Below are 21,758 nucleotides of genomic sequence, written 5' to 3' on the forward strand. Positions count from 1 at the left end.
CCTCGGTGCGACTTGCGACGTTTCCGTGATGTGTCCCGCCATCCTTCCATGCGGGGCCACGGCGTGCCCGGGGCCCATTGTCCCCGGCCCGCCCTGCGGCTAGCATCCGCGCGTCGGCTCAGGTCCGGGGCGCCGTACGGGCGGCCCGGGCGGTGGCGGGGACGGGCGGGAGCGGGTGTATATGGCACGGGGAGCACGGGGCCGGTTACGGGGGTCGCCCCCGCGGACGGTGCTGCCCGTCCTGGCCCTGCTGGCCGCCACCACGACCGGCTGCGGCGGCTCCGGCGACGGCGCCGGCGGCGGCGCGGACGGCCGGGGCCCGGAGAAGACGCGGATCACCGTCGGCACCATGCCCGTCGCCGACACCGCGCCGCTCCAGCTCGCGATGAGCAAGGGCTTCTTCAGGGCCGAGGGGCTCACGGTCCGCACGACCACGCTCAGCGGCGGCGCCGAGTCGGTGAACCGGCTGCGCGCGGGCGCCCTCGACATCTCCTTCGGCAACTACGTCTCCTACTTCCTCGCGCACGCCAACAAGGCGGTGGACGTGCGGTTCGTCTCCGACGCCTTCGCCTCCGCGCCCCGCACCCACGCGGTCCTCGTCCCCAAGGACTCACCGGCGCGGACGCTGAAGGACCTGGACGGCAAGAAGATCGGCGTCAACACGAAGCGGAACATCAGCGCCCTGCTCGTGCAGAAGGCGGGCAAGGCCGAGGGCGTCACGTTCGACGACGACGACTTCGCCGAGATCGACATGCCGGCCATGGCGACCGCCCTGACGTCGGGCGGCGTCGACGCCGTGCAGGCCGTCGAGCCGTTCGTCAGCGCGATCGAGGAGTCCGGCGCCGGCCGCGTCGTCGCCGACCTCGGCAGGCCGCCGACCGCGGGCTTCCCGATCGCCGGGTACGCGACCACCGCGTCGTTCGCGAAGGAGCACCCGCGGACCGTGGCGGCCTTCCAGCGGGCCATGGCCCGCGCCCAGAAGCAGGCCGCCCGCCGCGCGACGGTCGTCGACACCCTCCCCGACTACACCCGCATCACCCCCGAGCAGGCGGACCGGCTCAGCCTCGGCGGCTACCCGGTCGCCCTGGACCCGGCCCGGCTGCGCCGCGTGGTGCAGCTCATGCGGGAGTTCGGCTACCTGCAACGGAACGTCGACGTGGAGCCGCTCCTTGTGCGGACGGGCCGGTGAGCGTGGGGGTGTGTGGGCGGTGCGGTGACGGGGCCGGCGCGCGCCGGGGCGGGCCCGGGGCCGGAGCCCCGGGCACCCGCGCGCGCCCCCCTGCGCCCCGGCGCGCTGGTCTCCCGCCGCTGGGGGCGCGCCCTGCTCGGTGCGCTCGGCGCGGGCGGGGCGGTGCTCGTCCTCGAACTCCTCGCCCGCGGCGGAGCCGTCGACGACGACGCCCTGCCGCCCGCCACCTCCGTGCTGGCCCGCGCCGCCGGGATGGCCGCCGACGACGGCTTCCTCGGCCATCTCGGCACCACCGTCTCCGCCTGGCTCGGCGGGCTCGCGCTCGCCGTCGCCCTCGCCGTGCCGGCCGGGCTGCTGCTCGGCTCGCTGCCGTGGCTGGACCGGGCGGCCCTCGCCGTCGTCGAACTGGCCCGGCCCGTGCCGTCCGTGGCGCTGATCCCGCTGGCGATCCTCGTGTTCGCCGAACCGGTCCGTGTCGAGCGGTCCCTGGTCTGCTACGCCGCGCTGTGGCCCATCCTCCTCAACACGCTGTACGGGCTGCGCGACGTCGACCCCGTCGCCAAGGAGACCCTGCGCGCCTTCGGCTTCGGGCCGCTGGCCGTGCTCGGCCGGGTGTCGCTGCCGAGCGCGGGTCCCTTCGTGCTCACCGGGGTGCGGATCGCCGCGTCCGTGGGGCTGATCGTGGCCGTCAGCGCGGAGCTGCGGGCCGGGGGCGACTCCGGGCTCGGCGTGTACCTGCTCCAGACGCAGTCCGGGGGCGGCCGGCCGGACCTGATGGTGGCGGGCGCGGTCTGGGCCGGGGCCCTGGGCATGGCGGCGAACGCGGTGCTCGTGGGGGCCGGGCGCCTCGCCTTCCCGCACAGCGCCCGCGCGGCCGCGGGACGGGCCGGGTGATGGCCGCCCGCGCCCTGCGGTTCCTGCTGCAGCGGGGCTGGCTGCTCGCCGTGCTCGTCGCCGCGTGGGAGGTGGCCGCGCGGCGGGCCGGGGACCTCTACTTCCCGCCGCCCAGCCGCGTCGCCCGCGCCCTGGCCGACGACCCCGCGCTCGACGCCCTCGCGCCCAGCCTCGGCCACGTGTTCCTCGGTTGGGCCCTCGCGGGCGCCGTGGGCATCGCCGCCGGCGTGGGGATCGGCCTGTCGCGGGTGGCGTACCACGTCCTCGACCCGGTGCTCCAGTTCGGGCGCGCGGTGCCGCCGCCCACGCTGATCCCGCTGTTCATGGTCGTCTTCGGGCTCGGCACGTCGATGCAGCTGGCGACCATCGTCTTCGGCGTCGTCTGGCCCGTGCTGCTCAACACCGCCGACGGCGTCCGGTCCGTGGAGCCGGTGCAGCTCGACACGGCCCGCGTCTTCGGCATCGGCGGGGCGGCCCGGCTGCGGTACGTCGTGCTGCCCGCCGCAGCGCCGAAGATCTTCGCGGGGCTGCGCGTGGCGCTCGGCTTCGCGCTGATCCTCATGGTCATCGCCGAGCTGATGGGGTCGGGCGACGGCATCGGCGCCCGGCTCAACGCGGCCGAGCGCGAGTTCCGCCCCGACCGGCTGTGGGCGGGCATCCTGCTGCTCGGCGCCGTCGGCTGCGTACTCAACGGACTCTTCCTGCTCGTGGAGCGGACGGTACTCGCCTGGCACCGGGGCGCCCGGCGCACACGGACCTAGGGCGCGGGGGCGCCCGCCGTTCCCCCGCACCACCGGTTCACCCGGGGCGGCGGGAACGCCTGGAGCACGGGAGCACTCAAAGCACAAAGACCACGCGGTAGTTGGTACCGGCGGGCCGCCGGTGCCGAGGGCACAGGGGGACACAGGGCATGTTGCACATCACGGGGCTCAGTCACCGCTACGACGACGGACACCAGGCCGTCGACGACATCGAACTCAGTGCCACGCACGGCGAGTTGGTCAGCATCGTCGGCCCGTCCGGCTGCGGCAAGTCCACGCTGCTGCGGTGCGTGGCGGGCCTGCAGCGGCCCAGCGCGGGCCGGATCACGGTCGACGGCCGGGCCGTGGAGGGAGCGGTGCCCGACGGCCTGGCCGTCGTCTTCCAGGACTACACCCGCTCGCTCTTCCCCTGGCTGACCGTCCGCGACAACGTCGCGCTGCCGCTGCGCCGCCACGGCCTCGGCCGCGCCGAGCGGCGCGCCCGCGCGGCCGAGGCCCTCGCACAGGTCGGCCTCGACGGCCAGGCAGGCCGCTACCCGTGGCAGCTCTCCGGCGGCATGCAGCAGCGGGTCGCCCTGGCCCGCGCGCTGGCGTACCGGCCCGCGCTGCTGCTGATGGACGAGCCGTTCGGGTCGGTGGACGCGCAGACCCGGGAGGACCTGGAGGACCTGCTCCTGGCCGTGCGGGGCGGCCCGGCGGGGGCGGACGGGAGCGCGAAACGGCCCCCCGGGGGCATGACCATCCTCCTCGTCACCCACGACATCGACGAGAGCGTGTACGTCGGGGACCGCGTCGTCGTCCTCACCGGCGCCCCCGGCCGCGTCCACAGCGACCTGCGGGTGGACCTGCCCGCGCCGCGCGACCGGGTCGCCACCCGGGGGCTGCCGGAGTTCGTACGGCTGCGGGCCGAGGTCGGGCGGGCGGTGCGGCGGCCATGACCGTGGACGTACTGGTCGCGGGCGCGGGCATCGGCGGCCTCACCGCCGCGCTGAGCCTGCACGCGGCGGGCATCGGGGTCCGCGTCGTCGACTCCGCCGACGCGCTGCGGCCCGTCGGCGTCGGCATCAACCTATTGCCGCACGCCGTGCGGGAGCTGACCGAGCTGGGCCTCGGCGACGCGCTCGCCGCGACCGGCGTACAGACCGCTGAGATGGTCCACTACGACCGGCACGGCAACCGCATCTGGGGCGAGCCGCGCGGCCGCGCGCTCGGCTACCACTGGCCGCAGTACTCCCTCCACCGGGGCGAGCTGCAGGTGCTGCTGCTCGACGCGGTGCGGCGGCGGCTCGGGGAGCGGGCCGTGGTCACCGGCACGGCGTTCGTCCGCTTCCTGGAGGACGGCAAGGCACTGCGGGTGGTGCTGCGGGACATGGCGCGGGGCCGCGAGCACGCCGTGCGGGTGCGGGCGCTCGTCGGCGCGGACGGCCTCTACTCGAGCGTCCGCGCCCGCCTCCACCCCGGCGAGGGGCCGCCGCTGTGGAACGGCATCCGCATGTGGCGCGGGGTGACGGAGTGGCACCCGGTCCTCGGTGGCCGCACGGTCGCCGTGGCGGGCAGCAACGCGCAGGCCAAGCTCGTCGTCTACCCGATCTCCCGGGAGGCCGAGCTGCGGGGGCGCGCCCTGCTCAACTGGGTGGCCGAGGTGCGGTTCCCGCCGGAGCCCGGCAGCGGCCCCGGCTCCGCCGACTGGAACCGGAGCGGGCGCCTCTCCGACGTCCTGCCCCACTACGCGGGCTGGCGCATCGGCGACCTGGACGTGCCCGCGCTCTTCGCGGCGACCCGCCGCATCCTGGAGTACCCCATGGTCGACCGCGAGCCGCTGCCGTGGTGGGGTAAGGGCCCGGTCACCCTCCTCGGGGACGCCGCGCACCCCATGTACCCCGTGGGGTCCAACGGCGCCTCCCAGGCGATCCTGGACGCCCGCGTCCTGGCCCGCTGCCTGGCCCTGACCGACCCCGACCGGGTCGCGGGCCTGCGCGCCTACGAGGAGGCCCGCCGCGAGGCCACCACGGCCCTGGTCCTGGCCAACCGGCGCATGCCCGCCGACCGCTACCTGGCCGCCGTCGCCGAGCGGGCGCCGGACGGGTTCGCGCGGGTGGAGGACGTGCTGACGGCGGAGGAGCTGGGGGAGTTGCGGAACGCGTACCGGTGGACCACCGGCACGGACGTCACCGAGCTCAACACCAGACCCACCTGGAGCGTCCCCTGACCCCCGCCCCTTCCCCACCCACCCCACCTCCGGCACGGCACCCCACGCGCCCCTGCCCCCGACCCTGGCCACCCCGCGGGCCTGCCCTCGACCCCGGCCACCCCGCGGCCCTGCCTTCGACCCCATCCACCCTGCGGGCCTGCTCCCACCCACCCGCCCCCACTCCAGGGCGGGACGCCACCCCCGGGCCCGCCCCCGCCCGCCCGCTACGGCGCGCGGCGCACCCCGCAGCCCCACTCCCACCCACCCGCCCCCGACTGCTGCGCTCCGGCCTGACGCGGCGGTCGCCGTCCCCGCCCCGCTCATGTCCGTCGAGCCACCGGCGAGGCATACGCCCGACCCGCCCATCACCAGAAGGGCGCCAAGCCCCGACGAGCAGGCGCGGCTCCCATCTCGTGACTCCGAGGGCGCGGCGTGCATGATGGGCGCGATGACAACGAATCCATCGAACATGGACAGGGTCGAAGAGGGCTGGCGGGTGGTTCGCGCTGACGGGCGCCTACGACCGGAGCTGCTGGACCTCGCCTACGCCGAGCCGAGACTGCGGCAGCTGTTCCCCTGGACAGGCATGGGCGAGTTGCACTTCAGCCGGTGTACGGAACAACGGTGGACGTGGGACATTCCCTATGTCCAGCCTGTGGCCGACGGTGGTTACTGGGTCTCGGGACCTCTGCGTTCGCAGACCGTGGGGCCCGCGGCGACGGCTGCGGAAGCCGTCGCCATGGTGGTGGAGCGCCTGCCGAGCGGGTGCGGGCCCGCCTTCGTCGGCACACCGGATGAACTCGCTGCCCACGAGGAAGCAGCCCACGGCCGTCTCAACGGTTGGACGACAAGCTGAGAACGTGCACATCTGCCAGGGGAGAGCGGCCGCGCGAACGCCGCAGCGGTTCGGCGGGCGCCGCGGTGGGCGCCGCGGTGGGCGCCGTGGTGGAGGTGCCGTCGTCCGACGGCAGTTCCGGCGCGATTTGTGCCTTCGCCTCTGTCGGTCAGGACCCCAACCCCCAACCCTGTTGGAATTTGGTCGAGTTGAGTGAACGGCTGTAGACGGCAGCCAACCTCACCCCCTCTCCGGGCGCGAGCCCTGGGAGGGGAGGGGGAGTGTGGCGCCAGGCGTCCGCGTGATCCTTGGGGTGCGCGGCCTCGGCCGGTGGGAGGTGGCGTGTCGGATCGGTGCCCCGGGGCCCGGGGCGCCGATCCGGCCCCGCCCGTGTCCCTGCCGCGCCCGGCCCCCTCGGCCCGGAGGGCGGCCGGGGCGCGTCGTGGGGTGTGGGGGCGACGCCACCTAGCGGGTGGGTCGGGCCGTCGCGACCACCGTCAGGGCCAGTGCGGCGAGGCCCCCGCCCAGCCAGAGGGCGTACGTGGTGCCGTAGGTGTCGGCGACGCGGCCGCCGGCCAGGGCGCCGAGGGCGATCGCCAGGTTGAAGATCCCGGCGAAGAGCGCGGACGCGGCCTCGCGGGCCTCGGGCGCGGCGGCCATCACCCAGTTCTGGGAGGAGACGGAGACGCCGCCGTACGCGAGACCCCAGGCCACGAGCAGGGCCACCGAGACCGGGAGCGAGGCGCCCGCGGGGACCAGGAGCAGGACGACGGCGGCCAGGGCCGCGGAGATGAGCAGCAGCGCGCGGCGCGGGTCGCGGGCGGCGGCGGTGCCGCTCAGGAAGTTGCCCGCGACGCCCGCCACGCCGTAGCACAGCAGGAGGGTGCTGATCAGGCCCGCGCCGACGTCCGGCACCCGCTCCAGGACCGGGCGGACGTAGGTGTAGGCGGCGAAGTGGCCGACGACGAGCAGGGCCACGGCGATCAGGCCGGTACGCAGCCGGGGCAGCCGGAGGAGACCGGGGAAGGTCCCGAGGCGCACCGGCTCGCTCGGCGGCAGTGCCGGCAGCACGGCGGCGAGCAGCCCGGCGACGGCGAGGCCGAGCGCGGCCACCGCGCCGAACGCCCACCGCCAGCCCGCGAGTTCGCCGAGGAACGTGCCCGCGGGCACGCCGAGCACGGACGCCACGGCTATGCCGCTGAAGACCACGGCGGTGGCCCGGCCGACGGCCTCGGCCCGCACCAGGCGCACCGCCAGCGAGGCCGCCACGGCCCAGACGCCGCCGATGCACAGGCCGACGACGAGCCGCGCGGCCAGCAGCACCGTGAAGGACGGCGCGAGCGCGGAGAGCAGGTTCGCGGCGCCGAGCAGCAGCATCAGCCCGCACAGGACGGTCCGGCGGTCCGCCCCGCGCACTGCCACGGGCAGCAGCAGCGCGGCGAGCGCCGCGACCACGCCCGGCAGGGTGACGGTGAGCCCCGCGGTCCCGGCGGAGACGCCGAGCCCCGAGGCGAGCGAGGTGAGCAGGCCGACGGGCAGCATCTCCGTGGTGACGACGGAGAAGGTGGCGGCGGCAAGGGCGACGACGGACAGTGGCAACGACCGCTGCCGCACGTCCGGGTGGGGAGGGGACAGGGTTTCCATGGGCGTTTCCATGGCACAAGCGAACGCCCGCTCCCCGGCCGGGAACAACGCCGAAGATCTCATCCTTGAATGAGCGGGGCTCATCGATCCGGGGCGGAGAGCCCCGCGGCGTGGACAGTCGAGGGCGGGAGCGGCGGGAACATGGGCGGGGTGGAGATACGGGAGCTGGAGTGCTTTCTCGCGCTGGCCGAGGAGCTGCACTTCGGGCGGGCCGGCGAGCGGCTGTACGTCTCCCAGAGCCGGGTGAGCCAGCTGCTCGCCGCGCTGGAACAGCGGATCGGCGCTCGGCTCGTGGAGCGTACTAGCCGCCGGGTCCGGCTGACCCCCCTCGGGGAGCGTTTCCGTGCCGAACTACGTCCGGCGTACGAGGAGCTGGCCGCCGTCGTGGACCGCGCGAAGGGCGCGGCGCGCGGGGTGGAGGGGCGGCTGCGCATCGGGTTCCAGGGGACGGCGGACGCGCGGCTCATGGAGGCCATCACGACGTTCCAGAAGCGGCACCCGGCGTGCGTCACGGAGATCGCGGAGGTGCCCTTCGCCGACCCCTTCGGGGCGGTGCGCGCGGGCGACGTGGACGCGGCGATCGTGCTGCTCCCGGTGGCCGAGCCGGACCTCGTCCTCGGCCCGCTGTTCTCCCGGGAGCCGCAGACGGTCGCCGTGTCGGTACGCCATCCCTTCGCTGCGCGCGCGGCGGTCGGCGCGGCCGAGCTGCGGGAGGTGCCGCTGGTCACGGCGGCGGCGCCCGCCCCCGCCTACTGGCGCGAGGCGCACGCCCCCTCGCCCGTGCCCGCCCCGGCCGTGCGCACCCTCCAGGAGGGCCTCACGCTGGTGGCCGCCGACCGGGGCGCGATGCTGCTGTGCCGGCCGACGGCCTCGTACCACGGCCGCGAGGACGTCGTCTTCGTACCGGTGCACGGCCTGCCGGACTCGGTCCTCGGGGTGGTCTGGCACCGGGACGGGGAGACGGAGCGGGTACGGGCCTTCGCGCGGGCGGTGGCGGACGCCACCTCCGTGGCGGACGCGGCGGCCTGACGGCCCGCCCCCGCCCCCGTTCCCGTCCCCGTCCCCCGTCCTCGCCGTCGTCCCCGTCCTCGCCGTCGTCCTCCCCCCGGCCCCGTCCCCCGTCCCCGCCATCGTCCCCCGTCCGTCACGCGCCCTCGGGGCGGTACACCACGAAGTGGAAGCAGCCGTACTCCACGGCGCGGACGTGCACCTGGCCGACCTCGGGGTCGGCGAACGCCTCCGCGAGGGCCGCGTCGAAGCCCGCCGTGGTGTCCTCGGCAAGCTCAAGGAGCCGGCCGCCGACGATGCGGCCCCGGGCGTCGTAGCGGCGCAGGGTGCGCAGGGCCCCAGGGCGGGCGAAGGGGTACGTGTCGCCGGCCGCCTCGGCGGGGCCGTCGCACGGGTCCGCGTGGATGAAGACCGGGCCCTGCTCGTCGTACGCGCCCGGGCGCGCCCCGGTCGCGGCCGCCCAGCGGCGCAGGGGCGCGTACGAGACCAGGGCGACGCGTTCGCCCGGGCGGACCGGGCGGAGGCAGCAGCGGAGCGGGTCGCCGCCCTCCTCGTCCACGAAGGGCTCGCAGGCGCGGCCCGCGTCGTCCGTGTCGCGGAGTTCCTTGAGGGCGGTGGGGTGGATGGGCCGGGGGTGGTAGGTGGTGGTGGTCATGTCTCCACCTTCGTGACCGACTCACCCCGGGGCTGGCGGTTTCCCGACGTCGAACTCACCTCGCCCCGGCCCCCCGTTGCCACGGGCCTATCGAATAACGATATGCTTCCCGCACTCCATGCATATCGAAAATCGATAGGACGTAGACGATGAACACGCGACTCACGAGGGCCCTGGCCTCGGTGACCCTGATGCTGGCGGTGCTTCTCGGGCTGGCCTTCGTCGGCACGGGGATCACGCACATGGCCGACGACGGCGCCGTCTGCGTGGAGACCGGCTTCTGGGCCAACGCCGCGCTGGAGGGCGGCCTGCCGGTCGGGAAGGGCGTCGAGGCGGCCAGCAGCGCCGCGCGCCTCTGCCAGGACAGCCCCTCGGTGGGTCAGCGCGCCGCCGACCTCGGGGGCGAACTGCCGTGGCTGCTGTTCGGCTCCCTGGCCCTGCTGCTCTTCTCCCGGCTGCTGGAGGCGGTGGTGCGGCGGGGGCCGTTCACCGAAGCCGTGGCGCGGCGGCTGACCGTCCTCGGCTGGTTCGTCGCGGCGGGCACGGTCCTCACCGGCCTCGTCGCCGGGTGGTCGCACTCCTGGCTCGTCGGGAGCATGGCGCCGATCGTGGGCTCCGGGCCGACGGTCGACGGGTCGATGATGCCCGTCATCGCCGGCCTCGCCGCGGTGGTGATGGGGAAGATCATGCGTGAGGGCGTGCGCATGCGGGAGGACCTCGAAGGGACCATCTGATGCCCGAAGAGGAAGTCCACGGGATCCGTGTCCACCTCGACCGGCTCCTCGCCGAGCGCGGCATGACGCTGACCGAACTGTCCGCCCAGGTGGGCATCACCGTCGTCAACCTGTCCATCCTCAAGAACGGCCGCGCCAAGGCCATCCGCTTCTCGACCCTGTCCCGCATCTGCGAGGTCCTGCGCTGCCAGCCGGGCGACCTGATCACCCACGACCCCGCCGCCCCGGACCGCGACTGACACGGCGACGGGGCGGGCAGGCGGGCGGGGGCCGAGCCCCCGCCCGGGAAGGGCGCGCGGGACCGGCCGAGGCCTAGGCCCGGGCGACGAGCTCGGCGATCTGCACCGCGTTCAGCGCGGCGCCCTTGCGCAGGTTGTCCCCCGAGACGAAGAGGGAGAGCCCGTTCTCGACGGTCTCGTCGCGGCGGACGCGCCCGACGAAGGACTCGTCGCGCCCGGCGGCCACCAGCGGCGTCGGCACGTCCGTGACGACGACGCCCGGCGCGGCGGAGAGGAGCTCCAGGGCTCGCTCCGGGCTGATCGGCCGCTCGAAGCGGGCGTTGATCTGGAGGGAGTGCCCGGTGAAGACGGGCACGCGCACACAGGTGCCGGCGACCTTCAGGCCGGGGATCTCCAGGATCTTGCGGGACTCGTGCCGGAGCTTCTGCTCCTCGTCGGTCTCGTTGAGGCCGTCGTCGACGACGGACCCCGCCATCGGCAGCACGTTGTACGCGATGGGCGCGACGTACTTGTCCGGCGCGGGGAACTCCACGGCCGAGCCGTCGTGGGTCAGCTTCGGGGCGTCCGCGCCGACCTTCTCGATCTGCCCGAACAGCTCCTCGACCCCGGCGAGACCCGAACCGGACACCGCCTGGTACGTGGCGACGACCAGGGAGGTCAGCCCGGCCTCGGCGTGCAGCGGCTTCAGGACGGGCATCGCGGCCATGGTCGTGCAGTTCGGGTTGGCGATGATGCCCTTGGGGCGGTCGGCCACCGCGTGCGGGTTCACCTCGGAGACGACGAGCGGCACCTCGGGGTGGCGGCGCCAGGCCGAGGAGTTGTCGATCACCACGGCGCCCTGGGAGGCGACCTTCTCGGCCAGGGCCTTGGAGGTGGAGCCGCCCGCCGAGAACAGCACGATGTCCAGGCCCGTGTAGTCGGCCGCCGAGGCGTCCTCGACGGTCACGCCGTCGATCACCGTCCCGGCCGAGCGGGCCGAGGCGAACAGGCGCAGCTCGTCGACCGGGAAGTCCCGCTCGACCAGGATCCTGCGCATGACCGTGCCGACCTGACCGGTGGCTCCGACGATTCCGACCTTCACGGCGACTCCCTGTGTCCGTCCACGGCTGGCTTTCAGCCTCCCCATGATGCGTGGGACCCGGGGGCGCCTGTCCAATTCGTTACGCGCCCGACCAGGCCCGGAGAACGCCCGTGACCAGCAGATGAGACGCCGGGCGCGGCCCCGGACGGGCCTTCTTCCCGAATCTCCCCGGCCTACGGCGGATTTCGGCCGTCCGCGCGGCCACGGCGCGTGAGCATCGTCTCGGTTTCGGCACCGGTGTGACGTACGCCTCTTCTTCACGGAATCGGGTCCGGGCCCGCCCCGGCGAACGTTTCGGCCCGCGCCCGCGTCGTAGGGGAAACGCAGGCAGGACAGGAGGGGAGGGGCCTTGCTGCGCAGAAGACCGCGCTCGGGGGCGCGCGACGCGGCCGACCCGCTGGACCCGGCCCAGGAGGACCGGGTGCGGGCTGTCCTGTCGCTCGGCGGCGTACCGTACGGCGACCTCCAGGACGGCGTCCAGCAGGTCAGGCTGCGGCTTCTGGAGCGCGCGGCGAAGGGGGAGGGGGCGCCGCGCGACGTGGCGGCCTGGGCGGCGGTCGTCGCCTCGAACTGGGCCATGGACTGGCACCGGGCCCGCCGCCGCCAGGAGCGCCTCGGCGAGCGGCTCGCCGCGCTGCGCCCCGAGCGGCCGGAGGAGGACGGCGCCGAGTCCCGCGTCCTGTCGCTGGCCGTGGCGCAGGGCCTGGACGAACTGCCGGACAGCCAGCGGCAGGTCGTGGTCCTGCGCTTCTACGCCGACCTGCCGGTACGGGACATCGCCGCCGAACTCGGCATCCCGGAAGGCACGGTCAAGAGCCGACTCCACACGGCCGTACGGATGCTGCGCACGCGGCTGCACGAGGGAGAGGTGGTGTGACCGTGGCGCACGACGACCGGCACGACCCGCATGACCCGCACGACCGGCACGGCCCCCACGACCGGCCCGGCCCCCACGGCCCCCACGACCGGCCCGGCGCACCCGGCGCACCGGGCGCATCCGGCGTACCCAGTGACCCAGGTGGCCCCGGCGTACCCCATGACCCCGGCGGCCCCGGCCACCCCGCCGACCGGCACGGCGCCGACGGCGACGGCGACGCCGCCGACGACGCGCTGATGCTGGCGCTCACCGGCGCCCCCGTGCCCCCCTCCGCGCGCGGCGACGAGCGGTTCCTGGCCGAGCACGCGGCGGCCGTCGCCGACGTGGCGGCGCTGCGGGACCACCTGCGCACCGTGGGCGAGGCGCTGGCGCGCGGCCCCGGCGACGCCGCCCCGCCGCCCCGCCCCCGGCCGGTACGCGGCGCGGGCGTCCGGCGCCGCGCCCTGCTGGCCCTGGCCGCGACGCTCGCGGCGGGACTCCTCGGCGGGCTGGTGTGGCTCGGTGCGAGCGGCGGCCCCGGTGCCGGGAACGACGCGGGCGCGGGCGCGGCCAAGGGCGACGGGCAGTCCTCGGACGCCGGGGCCGGGGCGCCCTCCGGCGGCGGGGAGGGCGAGCAGCACGACGACGCGGGGAAGCTGTCCCCCGAGGGGTACGTGGCCTGCGCCCGGCTCATCGTCGAGGGCACGGTGGAGAGCGTGGAGACCCTGCCGGGCGGCCTCCAGGACCGGATCACGCTCGACGTCTCCCGCTCCTACAAGCCCGCCGAGGCGCCGGACGAGGTCACGTTCGTGCTCGACGTGACCGCGGACCCGCCGCTGCGGGCGGGGGACCGCGCGCTGATCGGCGTCCCGAAGGGGGAGGCGTCGCCGGACCTCTGGACCACGGGCGCGGACATCGCCGAGGACCGCGCGTGGATCCTCAAGGCCCTGCCCAAGGCCCGTGACCGCACGTGCTGAGCACGCGCCTCCGGGCGGAAGCACCCGCGTACCGGAACCTCCGCCCCCGCGGGGACGCCCCTGGATTCCCGTACCGGAACCTCCGCCCCCGCGGGGACGCCCCTGGATTCCCGTACCGGAACCCCTGGACCGGCGTACTGGAGTGCTGAGTTCCGGTGACAGTTGGGTGAAGGCGCTGTTGCGCCCGCCGATAAACCCTTTGAACTGCGGATTCTCCGGGCTAACTTCCTTCCACCGCGACCAGTGGTGATCATGAGTGACCGCTCCCGGTCACCGGTGATCACTTCACCCCCCAGGGAAGGAACTCCGTGCGCGCACCCCGCACCCGGGCGACGGCCGCCCTCGTCTCCGCGGCCGTCGCCGTCCCCGTCCTGTTCGCCGCCGCACCCCAGGCGGGCGCGCAGGCCGGACACCACAAGCCGCACTCCACGGACCAGGCGCAGCAGGCGAGGAAGCTCGCCAAGAAGCTCGTCGAGAAGTCCTCGGGCAAGAGCGCCTACCGCCACCTGAGGAAGTTCCAGGAGATAGCCGACGCCAACGGCGGCAACCGCGCCGCGGGCACCAAGGGCCACAAGGCGTCCACGACGTACGTGTACGAGCGCCTGAAGAAGGCCGGGTACAAGGTCTCGTACCAGGACTTCACGTTCCACACGTCCAAGACCCTGCGGGAGGGCGCGGCCGTGCTCTCGCCCGAGGCGCGCAAGCTCAACGCCGTGGCGTTCGACTTCAGCAAGTCCACGCCCGAGGGCGGCCTCCAGGCGCCGCTCGCCGCCGCCCGGGTCGACGACACGCCGGGCTGCGAGGCCGACGACTACGCGTCGGACACCTTCACCGGCAAGATCGCGCTGGTCAAGCGCGGCTCCTGCACCTTCGCGGAGAAGGAGGCCGCCGCGGCCAAGGCGGGCGCCGTCGGCCTGCTGCTCTACAACCACTCCGGCGACCAGCCCGTCCACGGCAACCTCGAGGTGCCGGAGAACGCGCACATCCCGGCCGCGGGCATCACCCTGGCCGAGGGCCAGAAGCTGGCCGAGCAGGTCGCCAAGGGCGAGGTCAAGGTCTCTCTGGACGTCGCCACCCAGGCCGTCCCGCACAAGACCCGCAACGTCCTCGCGGAGACCCGCGGCGGCCGCGCGGACCGCGTCGTCGCGCTCGGCGCCCACCTCGACTCGGTGGCCGAGGGCCCCGGCATCAACGACAACGGCTCCGGCTCGGCCGGTCTGATCGAGGTCGCCGAGCAGCTCGCCAAGGCGACCAAGGGCGGCAAGAAGCTCGCCCACAAGGTGCGGTTCGCCTGGTGGTCCGCCGAGGAGCTCGGCCTGCTCGGCTCCGACCACTACGTGAAGACGCTGACGCCGCAGCAGAAGAAGAACATCAAGCTGTACCTGAACTTCGACATGATCGCGTCGCCGAACGGGGCCGAACTGGTCTACGACGGCGACGACTCCGACAAGGCCGGCGAGGGCCCGGGCCCGAAGGGCTCGGCGCAGATCGAGAAGCTGATCAACGGCTTCCTCGACAAGAAGAAGGTCCCGCACTGGGGCACCGACTTCGACGGCCGCTCCGACTACGGCCCGTTCATCGCGCAGGGCATCCCCGCGGGCGGCACCTTCACCGGCGCGGAGGGCCTCAAGACGGAGGAGCAGGCGGCGAAGGCGGGCGGCAAGGCCGGTCAGCCGTACGACCCGAACTACCACGGCGAGGGTGACACCCTGAAGAACGTCGACCGCAAGATCTTCGACGTGAACGTCGACGTCATCGCGCACGCGGTGGGCGTCTACGCGCAGGACCTCGGCTCTCTCAAGCGCTGACCCGGACCAGGGGGACGGCGCCCTGAACAGCCGGACGGGGGCGGGCACCAGGTGCCCGCCCCCGTCGTGTTGAGCGGCTGCACGACTGCTCGGTTGTCCGACTGCTCAGTCGCGTTGCTCAGACGCGACGCTCAGTCGCGCTGCTCAGTCGCGCAGGTCACTCGGTGACCTTCTCCACCGTCACCGTGCCGGTGCCCGCGACCGTGCCGCGCGCGTTCAGCAGGCTGACCTCGCCGAACAGCGACCGGCCGGAGGCGGCGGGCGCGCCCGCGACGACCTCGGCGGTGACGTCGGCGCTCTCGCCGGTGGCGAGCTTCACCGGCTTGGTCTCGTCGACCTTGACCTGGCCGAGCGAGGTGGAGAAGAACACGTCGCGGTAGTCGTACGCGGTCTGGCCGGACGGGATGGAGTAGCCCGCGACCTGGATCGTGTACGTGCCCGCGGCGGGCTTGGTGATGCTGACCGACTCGTCGGAGTCGCCGTCCGCCGACTGGCCGACGACCTGGCCGTCCTTGAGGACCGTCAGGTCGAGGTCGGCGCGGGCGTCCGCGGTGGCGCCGATCGCGGCGTCCAGGCGCTCGGCGCCCTCGGGCACGACGACCGTGGTGGTGCGGGTCTCGCCCTGCTTGACGGTGGGCCGCTCGGTGACGGCCGAGCCGAGCGAGCCGCCCTTCAGCTTGCCGTCGACGGCCGCGTAGCCGTTCGTGGCCTTCCAGGTGACCGGCGTGGCGACGCCGACCTTGGCCTCCGCCACCTTCTGCGGCGCGGGCGCGAAGGACACGCCGAGCGCGGCGACGTTCAGCGTGAACGGGTTGTCGAGCAGCGGCGACGTACGGCGCGACTCGACCTCGATCTCCCAGACACCCGGCGTCGGGTCGGTGTACGACCGCAGGTCGGGGCGGCAGGTGTTGGTTGGGTTCGGGAAGTTCGGGTAGCAGGCGAGCGACGAGGTGTCCTCGGACGGCAGGCCGTACGGGTGCACCGAGATGAAGCGCGTCTGGCTCTTGTCCGCGAGCCCGCCGAGCGCGACCTCCAGGGCCTTGGTGCCCTGGGGGACGGTGACGAAGTACGACTTCGAGCTGTTGCGCTGCACCGTGCCGGACGCCTTGTAGGTGAACGACGGCTTGGCCAGCTTCTTGGAGACGACGACCGTCGTCATGATCTGGTGGTCGATGCCGCGGGTCCGCTTGTCGTTCACGGTGAGCCGGGCGCTGGACACGCCCGCCGACTCAGGCTTGGCCTGCACCTTGACGGTGACCGGCTTGTCGCGGGTCAGCAGGACCGAGTCGCGGCCGACGATCCGGAACGTACCCTCGTGGTTGTTCGCGAACTTCAGCTCGTGGCGCACCGGCCCGCGCGGCCCGGTGGTCCGGGTCAGGGTGAGCTTGTACGTCTTCTTCTCGCCCGCCTTGAGGCCGCCCTCACGGTCGTACAGACCGGTGCCGGGCTTCTTCAGCTCCTGGTCGAGCGCCGTGTCGACGGGCGCCTTCACGGTGTACTCGTGGGCCTTGGCGCCGCCCTTGATGGCGTCCCAGGCCCCCACGACGTCGATCCGACCGGTGCCCTGCTCGTACGCCTGGACGCCGGGGATGCGGTCGGCGGTCGAGGTGAGAGCGGTGCGCAGCGTGGCCGGGGTGAGCTTCACGCGCTGCTGCTTGGCGGCGCTGAGCAGCAGCGCCGACGCGCCGGCGGCCTGCGGCGACGACATGGAGGTGCCGTTCAGCATCGAGTAGCCGGCCGGGAGCTTGTAGCCCGCCTCGGCGACCGGCGAGCCCGGCAGCCAGGTCTGGGTGGTGTTGATGGCCGAGCCCGGCGCGGTGATCAGCGGCTGGAAGCCGCCGTCCTCGCGCGGACCGCGCGAGGAGAAGTTGAACATGGCGTACTTCTTGGCCACCTCGGAGCCGTAGTTGGCGGCCCAGGTCTCCTTGGAGATGGCGGCGCCCACGGAGATGACGTGGTCGGCCAGGCCCGGGTCGCCGATGGTGTTGGCGCCGGGGCCCTCGTTGCCCGCCGAGATGACGAGCTGCACGCCGGTGGTGTCGATGAGGCGCTTGTACAGCTCGGCGCGGGCGTTGTTGCCGTCGTTGAGCGCGGGCAGGCCGCCGATGGACATGTTGACGATGTCGACACCGCGCTCGGTGACGAGGTCGATCATGCCCTCGGTGAGTGCCACGTTGGTGCACCCGCCGGACCAGGTGCAGGCGCGGGACGAGACGAGCTTGGCGCCGGGCGCGGCGCCGTTCATCCTGCCGCCGAACAGCTTGTTGGCGGCCGTGATGCCCGCGACGTGCGTGCCGTGCTCGGACTCGATGAGGCCGATGTTCACGAAGTCGGCCTTCTTGCCGACCCAGTCGCCGCCGTAGGGGTCCGTCGGGACGTCCTTGCGGATCTCCACGACGAACGGGACGCGCTCGGCGACCTCGGTGGCCGGGTCGTCCTTGCCGAAGTAGGCGACCTGGTGCTTGGCGCCGTAGGGCTTCATCGGCTTGTCGTCGCCGAAGTCCTTGTTGTCGTTCAGGTCGACGCGGACCGTGCCGGCGGCCCGGTCGTACAGGACGCCCCAGGTGTCGGTGGTGTCCCCGTCGCGGTTGAGGTCGCCCTTGGCGTCGCCGCCGGTGGTCGCGGCCTCCCGGAAGCGGCTGATCTGGAAGGACCCGGAGGGCGCCTTCCAGGTGTCGCCGTCCCAGGTGAACGTCGGACCGGTGACGGGGTTGGTCATCCGCCGCCAGGTCCCGTCGCCGTCGACGATCGGGTCGGTCGCCGTCACCCAGTCGGTGATCTTGCGCTCGCCGGTGGTGGTCTTCTGCAGCGCCGGGTGCCCGAGGTCGACGCCCGAGTCGAGGATGCCGATCGTGACCCCGCGGCCGTCGGCCTTCGGGTGCTTCTTCACGAAGTCGACCGCGCCGGTCTCGAAGGACGGGTTGTACGGGTTCACGGCCGGGGTGTTCTTGCCCGGCGCGGGGTAGGCGGCGGCGGTCCGCTTCGCCGGCGCGCCCTTGGGCGCCTGCGGCTTCGGGTCGTCCAGCTCGATCTCGTGCCGCAGGTCGATGCCGTGCACGGAGGGGAGCTTGGAGGCCGCCTTGATCGCGGCGTCCGCCTTGGCCGTCGGCACGGTGGCGCGGACGTAGCCGAGGTCGTCGTACGTGCGGCCGACCGAGCCGCCCTTGACGGCGTCGAGCTGGTCGGCGACCTGCTCGGTCGCGCCCGGCGCGGTCGCGACCATCATCGTGACGGTCTTGTCGCCGTCCGCCTCGGCGTCCGCGAGCAGCTCGGCGTCGGCGGCACCCAGCTTGGCGGCGGCCGCCTTGGGTTCCGGGGCGGGGGTGTCACCGGCGAAGGCCAGCGGCAGGGGGGCCGCCGCGGTGAGCGCGGCGGCCACGGCTATCGCGGTGGCGAGGCGGGCGGTGCGTCTCGCGCCGGTCCGGCGCGGGGACGCGTACGCGTGCGCGTCCTGAGGGTCGAGGGTCATCAGCATCCCTGTACGTGAACTCGATGTGAACGAAACGGTCCGGAATTCGGGACCGGATGACCGCTCAGCTTTACGTACGCCGCGCCCCCTTGGGGAGGCCTGCCTGCCCCGGGGTTGCCCGGTGGCGTACTTCCGCCATACGCCAACAGGAACAACCCGCCCCATACCGTCCCCAGCCCCACCCGCCCCGGGCCGCACCGGACGACGGGCGGGCGAGCCGCCAGGGCGGGGCCGAACCGGGCGGCAGGGGCTGTACGGGTGGGCGGTGGGAAAGCCCCGCCGGGGAGGCGGGCCCGGACGCGGGGTCAGGCCAGGTGTCCGTCCGCGGGCCGCCCCCGCCACAACGCGAGCCCCACATCCACCAGGCTCACCCGGTCCAACGCCGGGACGGAGTCCAGCGCGTGCCACGCCGCGAGGTCCGTCGACCCCGACGTCTCGTGCCGCAAGTCCCCGCCGACCACGCGCCCCTCGTACACGATCCGCAGCCCGTGGAAGTCCGCCACGGCCCCGAGCCGCCTCGGATAGCGCCGCCGCAGCGAGTCGACGCCGAGCAGGACGACCGGCTCGACGGTGTACCCGGTCTCCTCCTCGGCCTCCCGCACCACCGTGTCGTACGGGTCCTCGCCGTGGTCCATGCCACCGCCGGGCAGCGTCCAGCGCTTGCTGCCGTCCCCCGCGACCCACCGGGCCAGCAGCACCGATCCGTCCCGAACGCATACGGCGTAGGCCGCCACCCGGAGCTCCTTGTGCATCCGCTGACGTTAGACCCCGTACACCGGCAAGGCACGGTCCGTTGCCCAACTGCCGGTCACGGGTTGGCGGGGGAGTACTCCGGAGCGGACCACGTCCACGGGCTGGCCCCGGCGGTCTCGACGGCCTCGGTGAGGGTGAAGCGGACGGTGCGGGTGCCGTCGGGCCCGTAGGCGAGGGCGGCGGTGCCGGTGAGCTGGAGCGCGGTGCCGGTGGTCCAGTCGAGGAGGAGCAGCCCGGCGCCGGGGTCGGTGGTGAGGTTGCCGAGGGTGAGGAACATGGCGTTGCCCGGGTAGTCGGGCCAGCTCAGTTCGGACGGGGACAGGACCCGCAGGAAGCCGGGGTTGCCGCCCCGGTGGCTGGCGTCGGCCCCGCCGTCGCGCACGGTGGCGACGAAGAAGGTGTCGGCGGCGGCGACGAACCGCTGCTGTGCGGGGGTCAGTTCGGCGGTGACGCGCGGCGGCCCGGCGGGCCCGCCGCCGGGCCGGGCCCCGAGCAGGTGCCGCCTCTGCAGGTACTTGGGGCAGTTGGAGAACACCTGGTCCGCCTCGATCGCGAGGCCGCGCGGGGTGGGCCGGGCCCGGCCGTTGAGCCGCATGCGGCGCCGGGTGCGCGGGTCGAGCGCGATCGTGCCGACGGGCGTGCCGGCGCGGCCGAGCGCGGCGGCGAGCGGATCGCCCGCCCCGGCCCGGCCCGCCACGGACACCTGGTGCGCCCCCGTGGCGCGGACGAACCCGGGTTTCCCGGTGAGGGGGGACGCCCACACCCGCCCGCTGTCCGGGTCGCGCGCGCCGACGACCAGCATCGGCTGGAGCTCCAGGAACGCGGCGGCGACCGGGCGGATGCCCGGGCCGATGGACCGGCCGACGTGGTCGGCGAGCCCGCGCACGCCCACGCGGTCCTGCACGGCGCGCGAGCCTCGGTGGTAGGGGTCGTGCGGAGTCACGGTGGCGCCCTCCTCGGGTGCGGGGTGCGGGGTGCGGGGTGCGGCGTGGACGCGGGGCCTAGAAGAAGCCGCAGGTCGGGGCCGGGCCCGACGGGGCCGTCCCGGTGCCGGCGCCGGTGCGGGTGTAGATCTCCAGGCGGGTGCCGTCCGGGTCGTGGAAGAAGACGCCGCCGGACGCCGCGCCCTCGGCGTGCGGCACGACGCCGTCGTACGCGAACTCCACGCCGTGCGCCCGCAGCTCCCGCTCGTACTCCTGGACCTCGGCCAGGGAGTCCACCTCGAACGACAGGTGGTGCAGGCCCGCGCGCCCGGAGTCGTACGCGGCGCCCGCCTGCTGCCACAGCGCGAGCGTGAGGGTGCCCGCGCGGCCGAGGAAGGCGAAGCGGCGGTCCGGCGCGTCGTCCGCGCCGCCCTCGCCGATCACCTCGAAGCCGAGGACGTCCCGGTAGAAGCCGAGCGAACGGTCCAGGTCGGTGACGTTCAGACCGACGTGGCCGGTGGGCGGTGCGCTGATCGCGGTCATGGTTCTCTCCCTGGAGACGGACGGACTAACCGTTGAAGGCAACTTTAGAGGTTAGTGATCGCGAGCGTCAACCCTTCACGTACTCTTGAGGGGTTAGCTCTGAAGGGAGACCCATGCCCGCCGCCCACGACCCCCGCCCGCTCACCGGCGAACCGCTCTCCCTCGACCTGCTCAACACCCGCTGGGTGGACGGCGGCCGCCGCCAGGACCTGCTCACCGACCCCGAGGGGCTCGCCGTCTGGCTCACCGCGAACGGCCTCGAAGCGCGCTTCGCCGCCGACGCGCCCACCCTGCGCAACGTGCTGGCCGCCCGCGACGCCCTGGCCGGGCTCGTCGACCTGCCGGGCGGTCCCGCCGACGACGCGACCGCGGCCGCCCGCCTCGACGCGGTGCTCGCACACGGGCGGATCCGGGTGCGGCTGACGTCCGCAGGGCCCGGCGAGGAACCGGAATTCGACGACCCCGCCTGGGGCCCGGCCTGGCTCGCCGCGCGCGACTACCTGGAGCTGCTGACCGCCGCGCCCGACCGCGTCCGGCGCTGCGCCCACGAGGCGTGCGTGCTGCACTTCTACGACACCTCGCGGAACGGCACGCGGCGCTGGTGCTCCATGGCCGTCTGCGGCAACCGCGCCAAGGCCTCGCGCCACCAGGCCCGTGCCCGTGCCTGAGCGGGGGCCGTGCAGGGGGCTGCGCCCCTCTCCCCCCTCTGTCGGCGCTTCGCGCCTCGTCCTCAAACGCCGGACGGGCTGTCCCCCTGCGTGCGCGTACCCCCTTACGTGAACAGCGCGTGACCGTCGGGGCTCCGTCCGGGGAGGGGTGTGTGGACACCCCGCGTACCCCCTGATCCACTTACGGTGATCGGCGCCACGCGTTGCCGCGTCGTTCACGCGCAGGCCACCCCCGCTGCCAACGATCCAGTACGAGCGGAGAGTTCGCCGGTGGAGCAGGCGCCCGGGGCTCCCCGCGACCACTGCCGACGCGTTCGCACTCGGGGAGGCGCGCCATGTCGCGCATACGCTCTGTCACCGGCGCCGCCACGTCCGCGGTCGCCGCGGCGACCGTCCACCGCCGCGCGCTGCTCGCCGCGGCGGGCGCCGTGTCGCTGTCCGCGGGCGTCGGCTACGCCCTCGGCCCCGCGGCCCACGGCGAGGCGGCGGCCGCACCGGGCCGCGGCCCCGTCGCGCGGTCGCGCCTCGCG

20 protein-coding genes and 1 pseudogene are annotated in these 21,758 nt (G+C 74.4%); 14 read left to right on the top strand and 7 right to left on the bottom strand.

The window, feature by feature from the left end; all coding sequences use genetic code 11:
- The first annotated feature begins 181 nt into the window (after positions 1-181).
- The 6 genes from QK440_RS08650 to QK440_RS08675 all read left to right on the top strand — a co-directional run bounded on the left by QK440_RS08650 (position 182) and on the right by QK440_RS08675 (position 5,891).
- Entirely contained in the window at positions 182-1,189 is a 1,008-nt protein-coding gene (locus QK440_RS08650) for an ABC transporter substrate-binding protein (RefSeq protein ID WP_282792409.1), read from the top strand.
- A 24-nt stretch (positions 1,190-1,213) separates the two neighbouring features.
- Entirely contained in the window at positions 1,214-2,083 is an 870-nt protein-coding gene (locus QK440_RS08655; protein WP_282792410.1) for an ABC transporter permease subunit, read from the top strand.
- A complete protein-coding gene (locus QK440_RS08660; protein ID WP_282792411.1) occupies positions 2,083-2,844 on the top strand; it encodes an ABC transporter permease in 762 nt (253 codons plus the stop codon). The genes QK440_RS08655 and QK440_RS08660 overlap by 1 nt, the downstream gene beginning before the upstream one ends.
- A 149-nt stretch (positions 2,845-2,993) precedes the next feature.
- A complete protein-coding gene (locus QK440_RS08665) occupies positions 2,994-3,782 on the top strand; it encodes an ABC transporter ATP-binding protein (RefSeq protein WP_282792412.1) in 789 nt (262 codons plus the stop codon).
- Positions 3,779-5,053, top strand: a complete 1,275-nt coding sequence (locus QK440_RS08670) for a flavin-dependent oxidoreductase (protein ID WP_282792413.1) — start codon at positions 3,779-3,781, stop codon at positions 5,051-5,053. Before QK440_RS08665 ends, QK440_RS08670 begins: the two co-directional genes overlap by 4 nt.
- Before the next feature lie 430 nt (positions 5,054-5,483).
- Positions 5,484-5,891 carry a DUF6193 family natural product biosynthesis protein gene (locus QK440_RS08675; protein ID WP_282792414.1) on the top strand — a complete coding sequence of 136 codons (408 nt, stop codon included), beginning with the start codon at positions 5,484-5,486 and terminating at the stop codon, positions 5,889-5,891.
- A 444-nt stretch (positions 5,892-6,335) separates the two neighbouring features.
- Here QK440_RS08675 and QK440_RS08680 read toward each other — a convergent pair whose 3' ends face one another.
- On the bottom strand, positions 6,336-7,514 hold the full coding sequence (locus QK440_RS08680) for an MFS transporter (protein ID WP_282792415.1): 1,179 nt from the start codon (positions 7,512-7,514) through the stop codon (positions 6,336-6,338).
- Positions 7,515-7,655: 141 nt separating this feature from the next.
- On the opposite strand from QK440_RS08680, the gene QK440_RS08685 reads away from it, so the two are divergent.
- Complete coding sequence (locus QK440_RS08685; protein WP_282792416.1) at positions 7,656-8,543, top strand: LysR family transcriptional regulator; 888 nt, start codon at positions 7,656-7,658, stop codon at positions 8,541-8,543.
- Positions 8,544-8,658: 115 nt separating this feature from the next.
- Here the strand turns inward: QK440_RS08685 and QK440_RS08690 are convergent, their stop codons facing one another.
- Complete coding sequence (locus QK440_RS08690; protein WP_282792417.1) at positions 8,659-9,177, bottom strand: DUF1203 domain-containing protein; 519 nt, start codon at positions 9,175-9,177, stop codon at positions 8,659-8,661.
- Between the two features lie 149 nt (positions 9,178-9,326).
- Between QK440_RS08690 and QK440_RS08695 the strand changes: the two genes are divergently transcribed.
- Positions 9,327-9,911, top strand: a complete 585-nt coding sequence (locus tag QK440_RS08695) for a DUF2975 domain-containing protein (protein ID WP_282792418.1) — start codon at positions 9,327-9,329, stop codon at positions 9,909-9,911.
- Entirely contained in the window at positions 9,911-10,150 is a 240-nt protein-coding gene (locus tag QK440_RS08700) for a helix-turn-helix transcriptional regulator (RefSeq protein ID WP_282792419.1), read from the top strand. The genes QK440_RS08695 and QK440_RS08700 overlap by 1 nt, the downstream gene beginning before the upstream one ends.
- Positions 10,151-10,223: 73 nt before the next feature.
- Here QK440_RS08700 and QK440_RS08705 read toward each other — a convergent pair whose 3' ends face one another.
- Positions 10,224-11,231 (bottom strand): aspartate-semialdehyde dehydrogenase, encoded by a 1,008-nt coding sequence (locus QK440_RS08705; RefSeq protein WP_282792420.1) that lies wholly within the window; start codon positions 11,229-11,231, stop codon positions 10,224-10,226.
- A gap of 349 nt (positions 11,232-11,580) precedes the next feature.
- Here QK440_RS08705 and QK440_RS08710 point away from each other — a divergent pair, with 349 nt between their 5' ends.
- The 3 genes from QK440_RS08710 (at position 11,581) to QK440_RS08720 (ending at position 14,872) form a co-directional block, all read left to right on the top strand.
- On the top strand, positions 11,581-12,108 hold the full coding sequence (locus tag QK440_RS08710; RefSeq protein WP_282792421.1) for a sigma-70 family RNA polymerase sigma factor: 528 nt from the start codon (positions 11,581-11,583) through the stop codon (positions 12,106-12,108).
- Positions 12,105-13,064, top strand: a complete 960-nt coding sequence (locus QK440_RS08715) for a collagen-like protein (RefSeq protein ID WP_282792422.1) — start codon at positions 12,105-12,107, stop codon at positions 13,062-13,064. Before QK440_RS08710 ends, QK440_RS08715 begins: the two co-directional genes overlap by 4 nt.
- Before the next feature lie 308 nt (positions 13,065-13,372).
- Positions 13,373-14,872, top strand: a complete 1,500-nt coding sequence (locus tag QK440_RS08720) for a M28 family metallopeptidase (RefSeq protein ID WP_282792423.1) — start codon at positions 13,373-13,375, stop codon at positions 14,870-14,872.
- A gap of 157 nt (positions 14,873-15,029) precedes the next feature.
- Here the strand turns inward: QK440_RS08720 and QK440_RS08725 are convergent, their stop codons facing one another.
- The 4 genes from QK440_RS08725 to QK440_RS08740 form a co-directional block, all read right to left on the bottom strand.
- Positions 15,030-18,347, bottom strand: a complete 3,318-nt coding sequence (locus QK440_RS08725) for a S8 family serine peptidase (RefSeq protein ID WP_282792424.1) — start codon at positions 18,345-18,347, stop codon at positions 15,030-15,032.
- 299 nt (positions 18,348-18,646) lie between these two features.
- Entirely contained in the window at positions 18,647-19,093 is a 447-nt protein-coding gene (locus QK440_RS08730) for an NUDIX hydrolase (RefSeq protein WP_282792425.1), read from the bottom strand.
- 56 nt (positions 19,094-19,149) lie between these two features.
- Positions 19,150-20,037, bottom strand: coding sequence for a pyridoxamine 5'-phosphate oxidase family protein (locus QK440_RS08735; RefSeq protein ID WP_282792426.1), 888 nt, complete (start codon positions 20,035-20,037; stop codon positions 19,150-19,152).
- A gap of 58 nt (positions 20,038-20,095) precedes the next feature.
- Complete coding sequence (locus QK440_RS08740; protein WP_282792427.1) at positions 20,096-20,560, bottom strand: VOC family protein; 465 nt, start codon at positions 20,558-20,560, stop codon at positions 20,096-20,098.
- A gap of 113 nt (positions 20,561-20,673) precedes the next feature.
- On the opposite strand from QK440_RS08740, the gene QK440_RS08745 reads away from it, so the two are divergent.
- The gene (locus QK440_RS08745; protein ID WP_282792428.1) at positions 20,674-21,228 is read left to right on the top strand and encodes a CGNR zinc finger domain-containing protein; all 555 of its coding nucleotides are present in this window, start codon (positions 20,674-20,676) and stop codon (positions 21,226-21,228) included.
- Between the two features lie 335 nt (positions 21,229-21,563).
- Positions 21,564-21,758 (top strand): annotated as a pseudogene (locus tag QK440_RS08750) (TIGR03767 family metallophosphoesterase); the annotation flags it as partial.

This window comes from Streptomyces sp. CC224B, assembly GCF_030010595.1.
Taxonomy (GTDB): Bacteria; Actinomycetota; Actinomycetes; order Streptomycetales; family Streptomycetaceae; genus Streptomyces; species Streptomyces longispororuber.

Coding starts and splice junctions, on each gene's coding strand:
- QK440_RS08650 (WP_282792409.1), top strand. CDS start 182: ATGGCACGGGGAGCACGGGGCCGGTTACGGGGGTCGCCCCCGCGGACG.
- QK440_RS08660 (WP_282792411.1), top strand. CDS start 2,083: ATGGCCGCCCGCGCCCTGCGGTTCCTGCTGCAGCGGGGCTGGCTGCTC.
- QK440_RS08665 (WP_282792412.1), top strand. CDS start 2,994: ATGTTGCACATCACGGGGCTCAGTCACCGCTACGACGACGGACACCAG.
- QK440_RS08670 (WP_282792413.1), top strand. CDS start 3,779: ATGACCGTGGACGTACTGGTCGCGGGCGCGGGCATCGGCGGCCTCACC.
- QK440_RS08675 (WP_282792414.1), top strand. CDS start 5,484: ATGACAACGAATCCATCGAACATGGACAGGGTCGAAGAGGGCTGGCGG.
- QK440_RS08680 (WP_282792415.1), bottom strand. CDS start 7,514: ATGGAAACCCTGTCCCCTCCCCACCCGGACGTGCGGCAGCGGTCGTTG.
- QK440_RS08685 (WP_282792416.1), top strand. CDS start 7,656: ATGGGCGGGGTGGAGATACGGGAGCTGGAGTGCTTTCTCGCGCTGGCC.
- QK440_RS08690 (WP_282792417.1), bottom strand. CDS start 9,177: ATGACCACCACCACCTACCACCCCCGGCCCATCCACCCCACCGCCCTC.
- QK440_RS08695 (WP_282792418.1), top strand. CDS start 9,327: ATGAACACGCGACTCACGAGGGCCCTGGCCTCGGTGACCCTGATGCTG.
- QK440_RS08700 (WP_282792419.1), top strand. CDS start 9,911: ATGCCCGAAGAGGAAGTCCACGGGATCCGTGTCCACCTCGACCGGCTC.
- QK440_RS08725 (WP_282792424.1), bottom strand. CDS start 18,347: ATGCTGATGACCCTCGACCCTCAGGACGCGCACGCGTACGCGTCCCCG.
- QK440_RS08730 (WP_282792425.1), bottom strand. CDS start 19,093: ATGCACAAGGAGCTCCGGGTGGCGGCCTACGCCGTATGCGTTCGGGAC.
- QK440_RS08740 (WP_282792427.1), bottom strand. CDS start 20,560: ATGACCGCGATCAGCGCACCGCCCACCGGCCACGTCGGTCTGAACGTC.
- QK440_RS08745 (WP_282792428.1), top strand. CDS start 20,674: ATGCCCGCCGCCCACGACCCCCGCCCGCTCACCGGCGAACCGCTCTCC.